The 17,200-nt window shown below is 43.4% G+C and carries 14 protein-coding genes; 6 read left to right on the top strand and 8 right to left on the bottom strand.

Annotated elements, in window-relative coordinates:
- Positions 1-144: 144 nt before the first annotated feature.
- Positions 145-522 (top strand): UDP-glucuronosyltransferase, encoded by a 378-nt coding sequence (locus tag DB520_RS01185; protein ID WP_114747838.1) that lies wholly within the window; start codon positions 145-147, stop codon positions 520-522.
- A gap of 3 nt (positions 523-525) precedes the next feature.
- On the opposite strand, the gene DB520_RS01180 is transcribed toward DB520_RS01185, so the two are convergent.
- Entirely contained in the window at positions 526-759 is a 234-nt protein-coding gene (locus tag DB520_RS01180; RefSeq protein ID WP_114747837.1) for a hypothetical protein, read from the bottom strand.
- Between the two features lie 203 nt (positions 760-962).
- Between DB520_RS01180 and DB520_RS01175 the strand changes: the two genes are divergently transcribed.
- Entirely contained in the window at positions 963-1,883 is a 921-nt protein-coding gene (locus DB520_RS01175; protein ID WP_114747836.1) for an AEC family transporter, read from the top strand.
- A gap of 6 nt (positions 1,884-1,889) precedes the next feature.
- Here the strand turns inward: DB520_RS01175 and DB520_RS01170 are convergent, their stop codons facing one another.
- Positions 1,890-4,862, bottom strand: a complete 2,973-nt coding sequence (locus tag DB520_RS01170) for an AsmA-like C-terminal region-containing protein (protein ID WP_114748723.1) — start codon at positions 4,860-4,862, stop codon at positions 1,890-1,892.
- A gap of 153 nt (positions 4,863-5,015) precedes the next feature.
- Complete coding sequence (locus DB520_RS01165) at positions 5,016-5,630, bottom strand: NADPH-dependent F420 reductase (RefSeq protein ID WP_114747835.1); 615 nt, start codon at positions 5,628-5,630, stop codon at positions 5,016-5,018.
- Positions 5,631-6,084: 454 nt separating this feature from the next.
- Between DB520_RS01165 and DB520_RS01160 the strand changes: the two genes are divergently transcribed.
- Complete coding sequence (locus DB520_RS01160; RefSeq protein WP_114748722.1) at positions 6,085-6,663, top strand: MarC family protein; 579 nt, start codon at positions 6,085-6,087, stop codon at positions 6,661-6,663.
- A gap of 5 nt (positions 6,664-6,668) precedes the next feature.
- On the opposite strand, the gene DB520_RS01155 is transcribed toward DB520_RS01160, so the two are convergent.
- From DB520_RS01155 to DB520_RS01145, 3 genes are all read right to left on the bottom strand, one after another.
- Complete coding sequence (locus tag DB520_RS01155; RefSeq protein ID WP_232834787.1) at positions 6,669-9,317, bottom strand: PVC-type heme-binding CxxCH protein; 2,649 nt, start codon at positions 9,315-9,317, stop codon at positions 6,669-6,671.
- Positions 9,318-9,339: 22 nt separating this feature from the next.
- Positions 9,340-10,230, bottom strand: coding sequence for a sugar phosphate isomerase/epimerase family protein (locus DB520_RS01150; RefSeq protein ID WP_232834786.1), 891 nt, complete (start codon positions 10,228-10,230; stop codon positions 9,340-9,342).
- Between the two features lie 188 nt (positions 10,231-10,418).
- Complete coding sequence (locus DB520_RS01145; RefSeq protein WP_114747834.1) at positions 10,419-11,060, bottom strand: hypothetical protein; 642 nt, start codon at positions 11,058-11,060, stop codon at positions 10,419-10,421.
- Between the two features lie 881 nt (positions 11,061-11,941).
- Here DB520_RS01145 and DB520_RS01140 point away from each other — a divergent pair.
- A complete protein-coding gene (locus DB520_RS01140; RefSeq protein ID WP_114747833.1) occupies positions 11,942-12,730 on the top strand; it encodes an RHS repeat domain-containing protein in 789 nt (262 codons plus the stop codon).
- A 204-nt stretch (positions 12,731-12,934) separates the two neighbouring features.
- On the opposite strand, the gene DB520_RS01135 is transcribed toward DB520_RS01140, so the two are convergent.
- Positions 12,935-13,498 carry a DUF6992 family protein gene (locus tag DB520_RS01135; protein ID WP_114747832.1) on the bottom strand — a complete coding sequence of 188 codons (564 nt, stop codon included), beginning with the start codon at positions 13,496-13,498 and terminating at the stop codon, positions 12,935-12,937.
- Positions 13,499-13,681: 183 nt separating this feature from the next.
- Here DB520_RS01135 and DB520_RS01130 point away from each other — a divergent pair, with 183 nt between their 5' ends.
- The gene (locus DB520_RS01130; protein ID WP_114747831.1) at positions 13,682-14,041 is read left to right on the top strand and encodes a four helix bundle protein; all 360 of its coding nucleotides are present in this window, start codon (positions 13,682-13,684) and stop codon (positions 14,039-14,041) included.
- Positions 14,042-14,148: 107 nt separating this feature from the next.
- Here DB520_RS01130 and DB520_RS01125 read toward each other — a convergent pair whose 3' ends face one another.
- Positions 14,149-14,688: a CAP domain-containing protein gene (locus DB520_RS01125; RefSeq protein WP_114747830.1), complete on the bottom strand. Its 540-nt coding sequence runs from the start codon at positions 14,686-14,688 to the stop codon at positions 14,149-14,151.
- Between the two features lie 175 nt (positions 14,689-14,863).
- Here DB520_RS01125 and DB520_RS01120 point away from each other — a divergent pair, with 175 nt between their 5' ends.
- Entirely contained in the window at positions 14,864-17,098 is a 2,235-nt protein-coding gene (locus tag DB520_RS01120) for an NADP-dependent isocitrate dehydrogenase (protein WP_114747829.1), read from the top strand.
- Positions 17,099-17,200 lie beyond the last annotated feature (102 nt).

The raw sequence follows: 17,200 nt of genomic DNA, 5'->3' as shown, positions 1-17,200 counted from the left end.
TAAAATTTGCTCAGAAGCAGGAATATAACATGTAAAATTACTTTAATTCGTTAAAACTTCAAAATCAACTAACAGATAAGGCGTTTTTTTTATTTAGCAGATACAAAAAATGTATGAGTGGACAATTCTCGTTAAATTTGCAGCATGATTGATTTTGATTTTCGACCCATCACTTATTTTGAAGGTGTTGGTCCTGGTGCCCTTATCGTAAAACTGACCTATCCGGAAAGTCAATGGGGAGATCAAATAAGTCTCTATGCCAATGCGCTGGATGGATATATCCATTTTGAAGTGGTGGATTTTTACGGTAACGATTACAAGCTTGACCCCGGAAAGGTAAAGGAACCGTTGAACCTTCAAGAAATTATCCTCTTAATAGAACGATTGGAATTACATCATCCAAAAAATGAAATGGGAGCAATGAGCGTTACCATATCAGGAATTCCGCAAGCCGAAAGTCTCATTTATCCACAATTAACGAATTACTTTGAGGAAAAGCGAAAGCATTTCGGGTATTTTTAAGTGCTAAATCTCCAGGCAGGTTTTATTGGTTCCGGAAGTCGAAAGATTAAGGGAAGCCATCCAATATTCGTAGGTGCTGTAAGCTAAGCCCTTAACGAAGACGTTTTTCCCAATGTCAAATCCCAAAAATTCATTTTGCGGCACAAGCAGTTCCATCCATTGTGATTGAATTGGGGGAAGTTGTGACATAAGCACAAATGCCTGGTTTTGAAACATAAAGGGTGTAACTTTTTCCATAATGTCGACAAGATACCCTGTCAATGTAAATAAATGATGAAGTGATAGTTAAGGTTTCGTTGCCATAGTGGGAACGAACTTTTTATTGGATTACCACTCCATTTATCCAGCAATTTAAAATTCAGTTTTTGCCGTAACCTTGCTTGTGGCATTGGTTTGGCTTGGTTATTTTGTCTAGTTTTGTCCCTTACTAATATTTTGGGATGGTCAATATTTTACTGATAGTTCTATGTATGGTTATAGGCATCCTTCTCAGGAAGGTCAAAGATTTTCCCGAGAATGCCCCTAGAACCCTTAATGCCTATTTGATTTATGTGGTACTTCCGGCCATTTCCTTGCTCCACATTTCCAAGTTACAGCTTAGTTTATCTTTGTTAATGCCGGTTTTAGTGGCCTGGGTCGTATTCCCCTTTACCTGGCTACTATTTGCCAACCTAGGAAAAAAATATGGATGGGAAAGAAGCACAATCGGATGTCTGATAGTTTGTGGGGGACTTTCCAATACTGGTTTTGTGGGTTACCCGGTTATTGAGGCTCTTTACGGGACAGAAGGGCTTAAGCTTGCAATCCTGGCAGATCAGCCGGGTTCCTTTATTGTGGTAAGTAGCTTGGCAATAATAGTGGCTTCTCTATTTGGGGCAGAAAGGATGCGAAAAAGAGATATTTCTAAACGCATGCTGTTATTCCCTCCATTCCTGTTTTTCTTGTGTGCAGTATTGTTGAATGTGGCGCAAGTTGAAATATCAGGGGCATTTTTGACTATCCTGGAAAGTTTTTCCTCCACCTTAACCCCAATTGCCCTGATAGCAGTAGGCATGCAACTCAAGGTAAAGCTACAGGATGTTAAGGACAGGTTTTTATGGATAGGTCTTGGGCACAAACTTATTTTAGCGCCATTAATCATTTTCCTGCTTTATGGGTTTATTCTCGAAAAAAGAGGGGATGAAGGCCTAATATTCAGGGTAAGTGTCATGGAAGCCGCTATGGCTCCCATGATCACGTCTTCCATAATTGCTACCAATTTCAATTTAAAACCCAAGCTGGCGTCCCTCCTGGTGGGAATAGGGATCCCCCTTTCGGCAATCACCCTTGCAATTTGGTATTTTGTGCTAGAATGGATGTAAAATCCACTATTTGTTTTTGCCACGGCTTAGTCCTCTAAGCAAACCCCTTACTTCTTCCACCGCTCTTTCTTTGCCCTGATCCACCATTCTTTCAGCCTCATTTCTTACCGAATCCTTGGCCACTTCCGCTCTTTGTCGAAGTTCCTGCCTAACGCTGTCCTCTTTAGCCTTAAACTCAGCAGTTAAATCTTCTTGTATTTTTGTTGCCGCAGTGCTAGCCCTAGACCGTAACATATTGGTCAGGTAGGATTCCAGGTTTTCTCCAGATGCCAACCCTATTCTTGGACTGCTATAGGTGCCACCTATGTTAAATGCCAAGGGGATCATTGTACCTTTAAGGTCACTTCCCGTGATACCCGATACGAGATTATTTATACTGCTGCCCAGTTTTTCTGCAGGTACCTGCATGGAAACCAAATAATTGATGGATCCATTAAAACCGGTACTCCCTTGAATATTGGTTGGATAATCCCAAAGCCTAACATCAAAGGGAGGGACCATCAGCATCCCGTCCTCAATGTCCAGCCTCAACGTAAAGGGCCTAAGATTGATGGTGCCTGTGTCATTGAGCCTACTTATACTAGTAATACCACGTATCAATTGACTATCTCTTATGGAGGTCTCTGCAAGGTTAATCAAACCCTTTCCGTCCAAACTAGATAATACAGGCATCATATCCTGTCCAAGCAAGCCAGAAAGGGAAAACTTAGTGGTGAAATTACCGGTAAGGTGCTGGGCTATAGGAGCAAGTGTTTGGACAGTATTAAAGGTTTTGAAAGACTCCTGGATGCTCAGGGCTTTCACATCAAAGGTGAAATCGAAGAGTGGTTGGCTGATATCCCTACTGTCATAAGAACCATTGAAGGCAAAATCACCTCCCAAGGCTTTCGTGCCAAAGTTGCTAAATGCCAGTACACCGTCATTTAGCGTCATTGTGCCTCTGGCATTTTTCAGGACGAGGTTATCATATAGTACTTCATCTGCCTGCACCTTCATGGTGAAATCAATGGTTCTTGGCAAGGAGATAACCTCTAAACTTCCAGTATCCGCTGAAGTTTCCCCACCGCTCACTAACCATTCGTTTACATTGAACCTGCTGGATTGAAGATCAAGATTTCCTTTCAGCACCTCAGTTCCACCGGCAAACATATAATTCATGTAATTGGATAAGCTTCCTGTGGCTGAAACCGGGCTTTCCCCAAACCTGGCATCAAAGCGAGTTAAGTTTATAGAGGAAGGGGAAAAATCCGATGTAGCGTTTCGGATACGTATGCCCTGTGGGAGATCTTTGTCAGCATAGTAAAAATCAGTGATGGCGAGGTCCCCGGAGGTGCTGATCCTGTCATAGCGGTTGGCCTCCACATCGGCGTAACTGCCCTTGGAATCGATGTCTGCCTTAATTATTCCTTCCAAGATCACGTCCTCCATAGGAAATATTGCAACGACCTTTCCCAAGTCAAGCCCACCGTGTAAGGAAAGATCCCAAATTATTTTGTCAAAATCACTGACGGACAGCCTGCCCTCTAGGGGTTCCCCCTCCATGGAAAGGCCAAACTGAGGTACGTTCAGGCTAAAGTCGTTCATGTTGCCAGTTGGATTGGAGATTTTGCTCTGGAAATTGATGTTTTCAATGGCAGCGGGGTAATCACTGCTTTTCAGGAAACCGTTTGCCAATCCCACATCTGCCGAAATCATAGGAATGACGTTTGCAATGGTGTCATATCTTCCTGAAGCCTTTGCGTCTACAGCCAAATCACCCCTAACAGTAATTCCCTCAACCGGAAAAATGGAGGTAAGTTCTTCTAAATTTAACCTCCCAACTAGCTGACCATCCATGTCATAGGTAACGAGGTTTTTAAGAAGAAACCTCCCCGAAAGGGGTTGGTCCCCGAAGCTAAGGTTAAATGTGGAAAGATCGATGCTGGTCTCTTCAATGATGCCACTAGGATTATCCACTAAAAGGTTCAAATTAACATGTTGAACCGGGCGAGGGAGGTCAGGATACTGAAACATCCCTTCCTCTACTACCAAAGCAAGTTGAAAAGAAGGAAAAGAATCTTCACTATAAAGCCCTCGAAAGAAACCTTTCACGTCCATTTCTCCGGATGTTCTTAATCCCGCAAAAGATTCAGTATAAATCCCCGGTACCAGGGAAAGGATGCTCTTGAAACTATTATCCTCCGCGGAAAAGTTTAAATCAAATGCAATGCCCTCTTCTGGAAGCCCAATGCTACCTTCCAGATTCATTCCAAATTCATTGAGAGAAAACACTGCATCTTCAAACCCAAATAGCATATCGTCAAGGTCCACATGTATCCGGCTATCCAAGGTAAAATCTTTTTGACTCAAGTAGTTGACATCTTCGTAGTCCAACTGTACGAGTTTGCCTCCCCCTCTTGCAAATAAATCGTAAACGGAAAGTGTGAAGTCGCCGCTACCTTCTAAATCCATTTCAGCTAAGGCGAGAAAAAAATCCATTTCCCTATCATCGTACACAAAACTGAGATTATCAATTTCTATTAAATTAATTCCGAGTTTGAAGTTGGAAGGTTCAGCAAGATCACTAGGTTCTTCGGAAGGATAGGTAATGTCATAATTGGCCAAACCGTCCGGTAGCACCTTTACATATATTTCACCATCCTTCAAGTGTAGGCCAGAAAGTTCTGGATACTCATCAAAAATTACCGACCAGAGATGGAAGTCCACTTGGAAATTGCCAACATGAACCAAAGTGTCATTTTCAAAGGGAGCATTGCCCCTAATGCCAAAATCTCCTAAGGTGAGAGATATATGGGGGAACCTCTTGAATACACTTAGTCCTATTTTATCCACATCATAATACACCTCTGCGTTGATGCTGGATTGAAGTTCTCGGTCTACCCTTTCAACGATTTTGTCCTTAAACAAAAAAGGCAAAATAACCAGTGCCAACAAAAAGACTGTTATTACTAAGAACAATACATAGATAGCTTTTTTCATTTGTTCCTTCGGCGGTTTTTTTTGTGCATGATACCCAGCCATCTCCTTATAACGGATAAGGGATAATTCAGATGTCAAATCACACAAAAATAATACCGCGATTGGGAGGGAAATCTCGTACTAAGAAGGCAATATTCCGAAAATGGAGCAGGATTACATGGACATTAGGGTAAAGTGCAAATCACCTTCCCCATTTCTTACCAGAGCGATTTCTCTTCTGAGGTGATATACGGCCTCCAGAAGCCTAGCATTCTTAAGTTTGCCAGCATCAATAGCTTTAAATCCGATCAACTCTATCAAGCGCTTTAGCAAAAACCGGTCTTCAATGCCGTCCCCACAAAAATAGGTTTCTTTTACCAATGCCAGAGGGTCGGACTTTGGGTACTCCAGCCCCAAATTATTAAAGGCCTTATATACTCTAGGGTGATTGGTGGCATTTTGGATAAAGGTGGTATTGCAGCCTAAGTCAGGATCCCACTGTCCATTGGTGCAGTCAATGACCAATTTACCATGAGTAGATTTTTCCTTGAGATGGGAGCATATGGATTCCAAGAATTCATTGTCGCAGCATAAAAATATGACATCAGCCTTCTCAATGGCTTGTTTGAAACTTAAAAGGTTTTGCTTCTGCATTTTCAGGATTTTCCATGCTACCTGCCTAGTGTTGAAACCTTCCCGGACCCCAAATTCAACATTCATACCCCGTGCAATGAACTTATTGCCCAAGGCAGTTGCCAAATTAGTTCCTCCTAAAATTGCTAAATTCATAATCTTGAGAGATTCAAACTGTTCCTTTTAACAACGAACAACACTTTTTCATGTATTATTCGAAGAATAAAGCAGATAAAACTTTGGGTGATGGTACCCGCTTCAGTCTAGTCTGCTAAGTTAATGAATGATAAACAATTATGCTTATAATAGTAAGATAATTTTTACATAAATGTTTTATTTTTTCAAAATAATAAAATTGGATTTGATAACAAAATGATCGCTTTTAAAACCTAAATTGTTTTTATTACTATTTTACGAACATATATGTTTTTTTAAGTGTTTTTGACGTGATTTTATCGATATTTCCTTCCTGTTTTTAAGTTCCACCTTTAAATTGGGGGATAATTTAGAAATGGAAGGAGTTGGTACTAGTATATCCCTGCAAGTTTTTTATTTTCGAAAGAAGATATTTAGGATACAAGAGGTTAATTTTGTGCTAAAAAACACAATGATGTTTGATTTTAAGGAAGTAATTTCGGTCACTCTAATACTTTTTTCCGTTATCGATATTTTAGGTTCTGTGCCTATCATAATCAATCTCAGAAAAAAAGTGGGGCACATTCAATCTGAAAAAGCAACTATTGCCGCAGGCTTGCTGATGGTATTGTTTTTAATAGTCGGCAGGTCCATTTTAAGCCTTTTTGGCATAGGGGTGGAGGATTTTGCCATTGCAGGTGCCCTGATCATTTTTGCCCTGGGTGCAGAGATGATTCTGGGTATAGAAATTTTCAAACCCGACCCGGAGGCAGGAGCCACGAGTACTTCAATCGTACCTATTGCCTTTCCTTTGATTGCCGGGGCGGGCACACTTACTACCATTCTAACGCTCAAGTCCGAATACAGCCAATCAAATATAGCGGTAGGAATCATCCTCAACCTGATTATTATCTACATTGTTCTTAAGAGCACCAATTGGTTGGAAAGAAAACTAGGCAAGACCGGATTGGATGTACTGAGGAGAATTTTCGGGATCATACTGCTGTCCATCGCCATAAAAATTCTCAAAACTAATCTGGAAAACCTGAGTTGATTTTCCTACAGGCTCTCCAAAAAGGCCAAAAGGTCTATAAGGTCATGGTTGGTCAACCTTTTTTCCAAGCCCTCCGGCATCAGGGAACTTTCCAAAATCCCATAGTCTTCTACATCCTCCTTCTGGACATCTATAAATCCATCCGATTCGGTATATAATTTTATGTCATTATCTCCTACGTCTATTTGTCGGCCGGAAAGTGAGGTGCCATCCTTCATCTGTATAAACCAGCCTTGCCATTCAGGGCTGATTTCTTGAGAGGGTAGCAACAGGGAACTAATAAGCCCCCTTCTGTCCTTGGATTTTCCCACATTGCTCAGGTCAGGGCCTAAATCCCCACCACGCCCCTCTATGGCATGACAAGAGGAGCATAAGGCGTCATTGGAGAAAAAGACCCTTCTCCCTCTTTGGGCATCCCCTTCTTCATCTAGCAGTTGTTGCCATTGCTCTATTTGGCCCGGATCTGGCCTTTCGCCTACCTCGCGATGTAAAGCCAGCAAGAGCTGTTGCCTCAGTACTTCATCCTCACATGCATTTCCATCTTCCAGTGTTTCCCGCAAGGCCGTTTTTACAGGTTCCTTTGAGGTATGGTTCTTTAGAAGTCGCGCCGCTTCTATGCTTATGTTTTGATCTTGAGCCTTGAGCAAGGGAGTGATTTTTTGCCACTGATCGAAAGGTTGCCTGGCCAAGGCCAACAGGGCCTCCGCCCTGAGTAGTGTGGAATGCTGGGGTTGGATGGCCATTTCCCCTAATAAGTCCCCAATTCCAGGATCAGAAACCTGAGAAAGTGACCTAATTACCTCTAATTTAATCGGCTCCTCTCCACTTTTTAAAAGCGCGATAAGCATTTCCTTGTGCTCGGAGGGATTATCCAGGTATTTTATAGCCATGGCTCTTACCGAAACGGGGTTAGAGTGTTGTTCAATGATTTCAGTAATGAACCCCTTGGGAAGGTTTCTGGGTAAATTTTTGGAACTGCTACTTTCTTTGGTTTGGAAAGCCTGGATAAATTCTGGTTGTAGAAGTTTTACAGTTTCAAGATAGGTTTCAAAGAGCTCCGTGGAGAGCTCCTTAGTTGCTATAATGGACAATAGAGAGGGCAAAAGTGCCTCCATGCCATCCCTCCCTATCCAGATCATGGTCATACGAACCACCTCTTCGGATTCATCATTCAGCAACCTTTTAGCAACACTTTCTTTTTCGGGATGGCCAATCTGTCTGAAAGCCAAGAGCGCACCTAGCCTAACAGCAGCGTTTTCATGATCGGTCAAAGACAGTAATTCCTTAGAAAACTGCCCTTGGGCAAGCCCTCTAACAGCAGCATGAAATTGAAAAGGATCCTCACTATGTAGCCCCTCTTTTAATGAATTAAAGGATTGGTCGGTAAAAAGCATTTCGTCCAACTGCTTCACAGACGAATGGGGTAGGGGTGCCTCAAAAGGTTTTCTGCGTGAGAGGACCGGAGTGGAATCTTTAGCCTTAAGGCTCCAAATCCTGCCTTTCCCATGGTTGGGGTAGTACCGAAGTACCCAGTCGGTAAAATAAATGGTTCCCTTGCTGTCCGTAGCAAAGGCCACCGGTCTAAAATTCTCATCGCCTTGCAGGATTATTTCGGTACTTCCCTTTACAGATAGTCCTTCATCTTTAAAATTTATTCTTACGATGCGGCTTTCTTCCCATATGGTACACAGCATTTCGTCATGGTAATCCTCTGGAAGATTAGCTAGATTGGCATTAAGCAAGCCTGAGGGTGCCTCCCCAAGTGGAACAGCAATGGGCAGGGTACCGGGTAATTCCCCTTCCCATGCCAGGTAGGGATGGATACCACTACCCCCAAATAAAGATTTGTACCCAAAATCCCCTCCTTTCACTGCATGGACAAGACGGTTTGGTCCCCTGCTATCGGGATCATTGTCCGCTACCAGCAACCTGCCATAGTTGTCAAATTTAAGGTCAAAGGGATTCCAGTACCCCGTAGAGAATTCTTCCAGCTCAGAACCATCCCACTTGGCACGCATAATATTTCCGCCGTCTCCATACCCGCTTACCTCTGTTCCGTCCTTGCCTCTGAACACCCAATGCACGCCCCCTGTATTACCCCTTCCAATATACATCCAGCCCTCCGTGTCAAAAGTTATGCTCAGTATGGCTGCATGGGCATAAACCTGCTCAGGCTTCACCAATTCTATCAGCTTTTCTTTCCTTTCACTAATACCATCCCCATCTTCATCATAGAATTTCCAAACCTCCATTGAAGTGACGGCGTAAAGATGTCCTTCAGGGGAAAAGGCAATGTTCAAGCCTTCCTCTAATCCTTCTGCAAAAATTTTACTGCTATCCCAAAGCCCGTCTCCATTTGTATCTTCGAAGACCCTGATAATATCATGGTTTGGCCCTTCGTATTCCTTTGGGGGAAGGTGTGTATGAGATTCCAATACATAAACTCTGTCAGCCTCATCCACGGCTATTCCTATCGGTGTAACTATATCGGGATCCTCTGCCATCAATTGCAATTCCAGGTGAGGATCTACTACATTGACATTTAAGACTGTGGATTCCTGATCCGGTTTTTGACAGCCGGAGAGATAGCTAAGCAAAAAAAGGAAAATAGCTTTTGGGAGTAGGTTTTTTGGGAAACTTATTGGTGTAATCACTTTTTAGAGAGTATTTGGATGTTTAAAGTTGATAGTGTTCAAAGAGATGGTAGGCTCTGTTCAGGTCTTCCACCAGGGTTTCGCGGTTTCTGGGAGGAGCCATTTCTATTAATAGATAGCCTTCATAACCATGTTCAAGCATGGCTTCCACCACCGCGTCATTATCGGTCACTCCTTCGCCATAGTTTACCACCTTGTGTACTCCTTTTTGTTCGGTGTCTTTAAGGTCTATATGTAGTATTTTCTTATGAAATTTGTCCACCACTTCCATTAGATCCACCCTGGATCCGTCAAAATGGGCATTGTCCATGCACATCCCCACATGTGTGGAGTCCACAGCCTCAAATATCCGCTCGTAATCTTCTATGAACTCGATATTGTTGTTGGCATGGTTTTCCACCAATACCAGCACATCCATCTCCTCTGCGGCGGGTTTCAATTCTTTAAGTACATTAATGACCGCATCCAACCCTCCTTCTTTGCCCCTGCCTGCACCAGTGAACTTCACCCTTCGGCAGCCGAGCTGTTTGGCAGCCTCCATGTTCCACAGTTTATGGGTCACGTCCTTGATGATATTCCCTTCCGCACCGAAGGAGGTGCCCTGTACGCATATTGGAGTGAGATCATGGCGCTTGGAGCGTTCCTTGATGCGTTGTATTCCTGTTGGGGTGAGGTTTCTTGCGTACCAACAGTTGAACTCCACGTTTTTGAAAGGGAGCTGGGGAATGATTTCGAAGGCGTATTTAAAATCCTCGTCTCCAAATCCGTCACAGGTAATGGTGGCGATGGCTAGTTCCACTTTTCGGTCGGTTTGGGGTAAGGGGGACATGGCTTTGGCAATGGTACCATTTCCCAGAGCCCCAATGCCAAGGGCTCCTATTGCTGTCCTGTGAACAAACTTTCTTCTATTCATCCGTTTTGGGTTTTATTGATAATCGATGAAACTTGAATATAGTGTAAATTTTTGGTTCAGATGCAATTTTCTACACTAGGACTGTTCAATCCATGGTCTTAGCGTATCCTTAAGCCCATGAGCTTCCTACCAGAACTACTTCTAATAGCGTTTTATAGATAAAAGGTGTTTTGAAAATAAGCGTTATTTCATTGTATGGTCACAAAAACCTCAGGTGAATGACCTTCTATTGACCTAATAAGACCATTACGGCCATTGAGATCATTCGTCCAGTAAGAAATGGTAATATCACCAATTGATTTGACTTTTCCCTCTCTTATGTTAAAGATGTCGTTAGTGAAATAATCGATTTTGATATCCCCAATAGATTTTAATTTTCCGTCCCGATTTCCGATGATATCATTGGTCCAGTAATCAATCCCAACATCGCCAATGGATTTCAGCTTCCCTTCTCGGTCCCCCATGATATCGTTCGTCCAATAATCTATTTTCAAATCACCAATTGACATTAATTTTCCAGTTCTATTTCCGAAAATATCATTAGTAAAATAATCGATTTCCACTCCCCCTATAGATTTGATTTTGCCGTTTCTGTTCCCAAAAACATCGTTAAAGAAGTAGTCATACTCTCCTCCCTCCAATACATCAAAAGAAATAATTTTCCCGCGGCCATCCATTGTAAGAATGACATTGTCAACGCTGATATCTATGGTGGAAATTCCACCATAGAGGCCCGAAAGTTCAAAAATTGTTTGGGATAAATGTTGGGAATGGGTTGAACCAATAAGGAAAAATAAGAGTAAGGAAAGAACTACAGGTTTCCATTTCATGTGTTTATATTTTCTTTTCAATGGCCACATGGAATCTCGCCATGATAATCATCCCTCCGTGCGTCGCTTGCGTCATGCTCGATTTCATATGATTATAATTGTCTTTTCAGCGGTCTTATAGCCTGCCCCTGCCTGCCCCGAACTTGTTTCGGGGGACTCGCTTCGGAGAAATCTCGCTTTGATAATCATCCCTTCTTGTGAGGTTCCCTTCATGCTCGATTTCATGCTTAACGATTTCAAGGATGTTGCAACCGATATGCTTATTTACGTTATTTTCAAAAAAAAGATAGCTTGTTTTCCGGCTCCATTTTAGGATGCCTTTTCTTCCTCCAATGTTTTGAGGGCTTTGTCCCATCCTCTTTGGTAACTGGCAGCCACATTTTTTTCACGCTGAATTATTATTACCCACATTTCTTTGATTCTTAGGTTATACCAACTATTAAAGCCAATAATGAGGGTAAAACTAAATAATTTGAGATAAGCTTTGCTTTTAAAAAATATTAATAGGAGTTAAGAATTGTGAAATGTGTAAATGGGAGCTTGGCCACTAAACCCCGACAGTGTCGATAGGCACGAATGATGCAGTATATTATGAAATGTGGTTTTTTTCAGTCCCATAGGGACGTCTGATTTTTGCCGGAGATGATTCAATCCGCCTGGAATGGCCATCCTTCGATGTTGTGTCATGTCCCCCGGAATGTTTCCGACCCTAATCCATGTGCCGGGCAAATCGGCCGTGCCTAACGGCACTTGCCTTTCTATCCGTCAAAAAGAAAACTTTTCCTATTTTGGTGCCGTCCTTATAGTATAAGATTAAGGTCACCAGACCATTAAATCCCGTATCAACAACGGATGTCCATTGCCATTTCTACGGTTCAACTATGCGTCAAAGACTGTTTTATTTTCTCCTTCTCCTTTGCCCGGCGTGCAACCTTACCGATGATGAGGAGCGATTGAACCTTTTACCGGAGGACAAACTACAGGAAGTTTTTTCAATGCCCCTGGAGTGGCCAACTGGTGAGTTGCATAGAGTGGTCACCTATGGGGGAAGTACAGATAATGTTCAAGCTATTAGGGAGATTTTTTATCTAGAAAATGAGGAAATCACTTACCATGTTCTCAAAAACAATGAGAAGGACACCACTGGTATTGGACTGAACTATTTCGAGGATAAAAAAATCAAAACCTCACATTATTATTCCTATTCCACCGGCAGCACCAACTGGGAATTTACCAGGGAATATGAATACAACTCCGAGGGGCAATTGGACAGAATGTTCACAACTAATGCCCATCAGGAAAAAAGCTTGGTCGCCCAATATAATTATGACCAAGATGGCCGTCTGATAGAAATAGAATATCCCTTCGAGAACGGGGCTGAGTTGGAGGTCTTTGAGTACGACGAATCTGACCGTATTACAGCCAGGTGGAGGGCAGTTAGGGGAAATGAGGATCACAAGCTAGAATACTTGAGGTATAGGTACAATGAAGAGCTCCTCGTGGCCAAGCTGGCAGGGGAAAGGGGTAGCAATGAATTGGGCACCCAGGATGCCTATAGGTTTTATTACGATGAAGAGCAGAGGTTAGTCAAGGAAAAGAAATTCGACCCGAACTTTGGCTTTCAGCAGGCCAGTAGATCGGAGTATTTTTATATTGGTGAAGGGGAGTAGGTTAGTAAACTCATTCATTCAAATTTATCATCGAGCCTGCCTAACGGTTTACTTGCCGCAGGCATGGCAGTCAGGCATGTGGCAGGTGACACATGGAGTGGTGCCCGGCTATAGTTACAGGGCAAGCTACCTTCCGGACGGTTTGCCAACCGTCTGGCAGGTGTGACAACTGAGGATAATTAAAAATGCATCAAATAGTATTTATTACGATTGGTCTGTAGCTATGAGCATACCGTCCAAGATTTTTTTCCAAATAGGGTGGGTTTTCCGGAGGTTTACCCTGTGTCCCCGGTAATACACCATATCCAGGCAAATTAAAAAACCTCCCTGGATGACCACCGATACCCCAAAACCCAGCCACAACTCAGGATATAAGGGGAAAGCCGTATGCCCATACATAAACATAGCAGCCCCAATGCCCATAAAAAACAAGTCCAACCCTATATTCAAGAAAATCATCTTTTCTGCATGTCTTTGATAGTCCATCTGCTGCAACAGGGTAAGGGGGTTTATGAGTTTGTGATTATGGTGGTAGATCATATAGAGGCCCACCAGTTGGTTGACCAAGCCCCAACTGGCATTCATGGACCAAAAATAAAAATGGGTGCCACCTTCTGTATATCCCCCCAGATAAATGCATACCCCAATTCCTACCACCAAGTTGATCAATGCCCAAATAGAAAGCACCCGTCCATGCCCCCGTTTTAGACGCGTAATTTCCCTGTCAAATTGCGTTAAAATCGATTGTTGGTGAGCCAGGCTTTCCATGCTGACAGTGCTTCAATTGGATAAAAAAAAGATCTGATGAAAATTTCCCGAAAGTTGCTAAAAAATATTTAATTTTTAAACATTGTGAAATTTAGAGTTGCACAGGCGACTCACTTTGGCTCGGTGATGTAGTGATCTGTGATGGGATGATCTTTGGGGTGTGCAAACGTAATTGAGTTTTTTATGAAACAAGTAGAGTTTAATGAGATTTTCAGGAATAGAACAAAAAAGCTGGCTTTAGCAGTTATAAAAGCGGTAGAAGGGTTGCCCTATAGCGATGCTTTGGGGGTGGTGAGGAAGCAGGTGATCAGGTCGTCCACCTCCGTGGCAGCAAACTTTAGGGCGGTTTGCAGGGCTAGATCAGAAAGGGAACGTTTTGCCAAGCTATGCATAGTGGTGGAGGAATCCGACGAGACCCTCTTCTGGATGGAGATGATGACGGATGCAGGTTTTATCCAAAAGGAAGACCTAGAGCCAATGTACAGGGAAGCTGAAGAAATTCTTAAAGTAATGGCCGCATATAAAAAGAAATTGCAAGGATAAAGGGGATGTGATGATGGGGTGATGAAGTGATCTAGTGATGGGGGTAAGACAGACCAATATATTTCATATCACCGATCACCAAATCACCGATCACCGATGTCCCAGGCTTATTGCTCAATTTCATCCGGCAACTCCCCAAACCACACCACTGCATATTCCTTATAAATCCCAATTCCCATTGCCTGCCAGTTGGCATCTTTAAAAGTGCCCAAATTGGCAAGCACTGCATGATGCCCCGGGCTTTTTTTCCAAACCTCCAGTGCTTGCCCCGCGGTGGCGGCATTGGAATGCCAATAGGCTATTTCATATCCCGGACTCTCGTAGCCGGCTATTTCCTTAGGCTTGTCCCACATGCACTCGGCGTTTTTATGGTTGTCTCTGTAGCAGCAGGCGGTCCAGGGGCCTTCCTTAGACCAGGAATGCATATTGCAACGGTTACTTTGTTTATAGTGGTACATCAAGTCTTTTGCATGTGCCTGTGCTACTTTGGTGAGTGCCTGGGAAATGGGGACTTGGCTTAATCCCCGGCTTATCCTGTATTCATTGATAAGTTCGAGAAGTTGCTCTTCTTCAGAAGAGAGGGAAAGTGGGGAGGGCGAGTTGGCCAGACAGAAAAAAAGGCCAAAAATCCAGAAAATGAAATGCATAATTCTTTAACGTAATTTATTTTTCAAACGCAGTTTCCCCTCTTTTATTGAATATATATTGACGGGGCTATTCCACTGTTGGGTCTTTGAAAACCTATTTTTTTGCGTATTTTAGCCGACAATTTGGAATTTACAGTTTTTTGAAGAAGAAAAATCAGCAAACAAACATACAATTATGAGTGACAAAACCCCAAAAATTCTTTATACGCTAACCGATGAGGCACCGGCTTTGGCCACCTATTCCTTGCTGCCTATCATCAAGGCATTTTCCGACTCTGCAGGTGTGGTCGTGGAAACACGGGATATTTCCCTTTCAGGAAGAATCATTGCCACCTTTCCGGAATACCTAAAAGAAGACCAACGTATAGGGGATGCGCTGGCCGAGCTGGGAGAGATCGCCAAGACCCCAGAGGCAAACATCGTGAAACTCCCCAATATAAGTGCTTCACTCCCTCAACTGAAGGCAGCCATCAAAGAGCTACAAGGAAAAGGATACCCCTTACCTGATTACCCGGACGAGGCCAAAACCGATGAGGAAAAAACCATTAAGGTGAAGTATGACAAAGTAAAAGGCTCAGCAGTAAACCCGGTATTGAGAGAGGGAAACTCCGATAGAAGGGCCCCTCAGGCGGTAAAGCAGTTTGCCAAAAACAATCCCCATAGTATGGGAAAATGGAGCGGGGAATCCCAATCACATGTTTCCAGCATGAACGGGGGGGATTTTTATGGAAGCGAAAAATCCCTGACCATCCCCTCAGCTACTAAAGCTAAAATTGAGCTTCATCATAAGGATGGTAACGTGACCCTTTTGAAAGAGGGCATAGCCCTGCAGGAGGGGGAGGTTGTGGATGCCGCTTTTATGAGTGTTTCGGCACTTCAGCAGTTTTTGAAAGAGCAAAAGGAAGAGGCAAAAAAAATGGGGGTATTGTTTTCCCTTCACCTCAAGGCCACCATGATGAAGGTCTCTGACCCTATTATTTTTGGACACGCAGTGAAAGTCTTTTTTGCTCCCGTTTTTGAAAAGTACAGTGACGTCCTGAAACAACTTGGAGTAGATGCCAACAACGGGTTTGGCGATATAGTGGCTGGACTGGACAATTTACCAGTGGACAAGAGAAAGGAAATTGAAAATGACATTGCATCCTGCTATTCAGATAGCCCGGATTTGGCCATGGTGAATTCCGACAAGGGTATCACCAACCTGCACGTTCCCAGTGATGTTATCATTGATGCCTCCATGCCTGCTATGATAAGGAGTAGCGGCCAGATGTGGAACAAGCACAATGCCTTGCAAGACACTAAGGCGGTCATTCCCGACCGTTCCTATGCGGGGGTTTACCAAGAAACTATAGATTTCTGCAGGAAGCATGGTGCCTTTGATCCATCTACCATGGGAAGTGTGCCCAATGTGGGTCTAATGGCCCAAAAAGCCGAGGAATATGGTTCCCATGACAAGACCTTTGAGGTTCCTGCTTCAGGGACCATGAAGGTAGTAGATGCATCAGGTAATGTCATCCTTTCCCACGAAGTGGAAAAGGGGGATATATGGAGAATGTGCCAAGTAAAAGACGCAGCCATCCAGGATTGGGTAAAACTTGCGGTGAACAGGGCAAAGGATACTGGAGCACCGGCGGTATTTTGGTTAGACAAGAACAGGGCACATGATGCGGAGTTGATCAAAAAAGTGGATAAATACCTTAAAGACCACGACACTGCTGGATTGAAAATCCATGTGATGTCCCCAGTGGATGCCACCAAGTTTTCCCTGCAAAGGATGAAGGAGGGAAAGGACACCATATCTGTCACTGGAAATGTGTTAAGAGATTACCTCACCGACTTATTTCCAATACTGGAGTTGGGAACCAGTGCTAAGATGCTGTCTATCGTTCCCTTAATGAACGGTGGAGGATTGTTTGAGACGGGTGCGGGTGGTTCTGCCCCCAAGCACGTGCAGCAGTTTGTACAGGAGGGTCACCTCAGGTGGGATTCACTCGGAGAGTTTTTGGCATTGGCGGTGTCTCTGGAGCACTTGGGGAACACCTTCAATAATGAAAGGGCCAAGGTGCTAGGGGAGACATTGGATAAAGCCACTGCAAAATTCCTTGAAAACGGCAAATCACCGTCCCGTAAAGTCAATGAGTTGGACAATAGGGGAAGCCATTTCTATTTGGCCATGTATTGGGCGGAGGCGTTGGCCACCCAAGACAAGGATGCTGATTTAAAGAAAATATTTGAGCCAGTAGCAAAGAAAATGAGTGGCCTTGAAGGGAAAATTATCGAGGAACTCAATGCTGCCCAGGGTAACCCTGTGGACATAGGTGGGTATTTCCGGCCAGATGAGGATAAGGCAATTCAATCCATGAGGCCAAGTCCTACGCTCAACGGGATCTTAGAGGAAATAAAGGCATAAAAAGTAAATGTAACTTCAATTAAAACCTGGCTGGATAAGTCAGGTTTTTTTATGGATATATCTTTCGGTACAGTCCATCCATTGATTAAATGGAGGTGCCCA

The sequence above is a fragment of the Pleomorphovibrio marinus genome, from assembly GCF_003347495.1.
Lineage (GTDB): Bacteria > Bacteroidota > Bacteroidia > Cytophagales > Cyclobacteriaceae > Pleomorphovibrio > Pleomorphovibrio marinus.
This window is presented reverse-complemented; position numbering and strand designations above follow the sequence as displayed.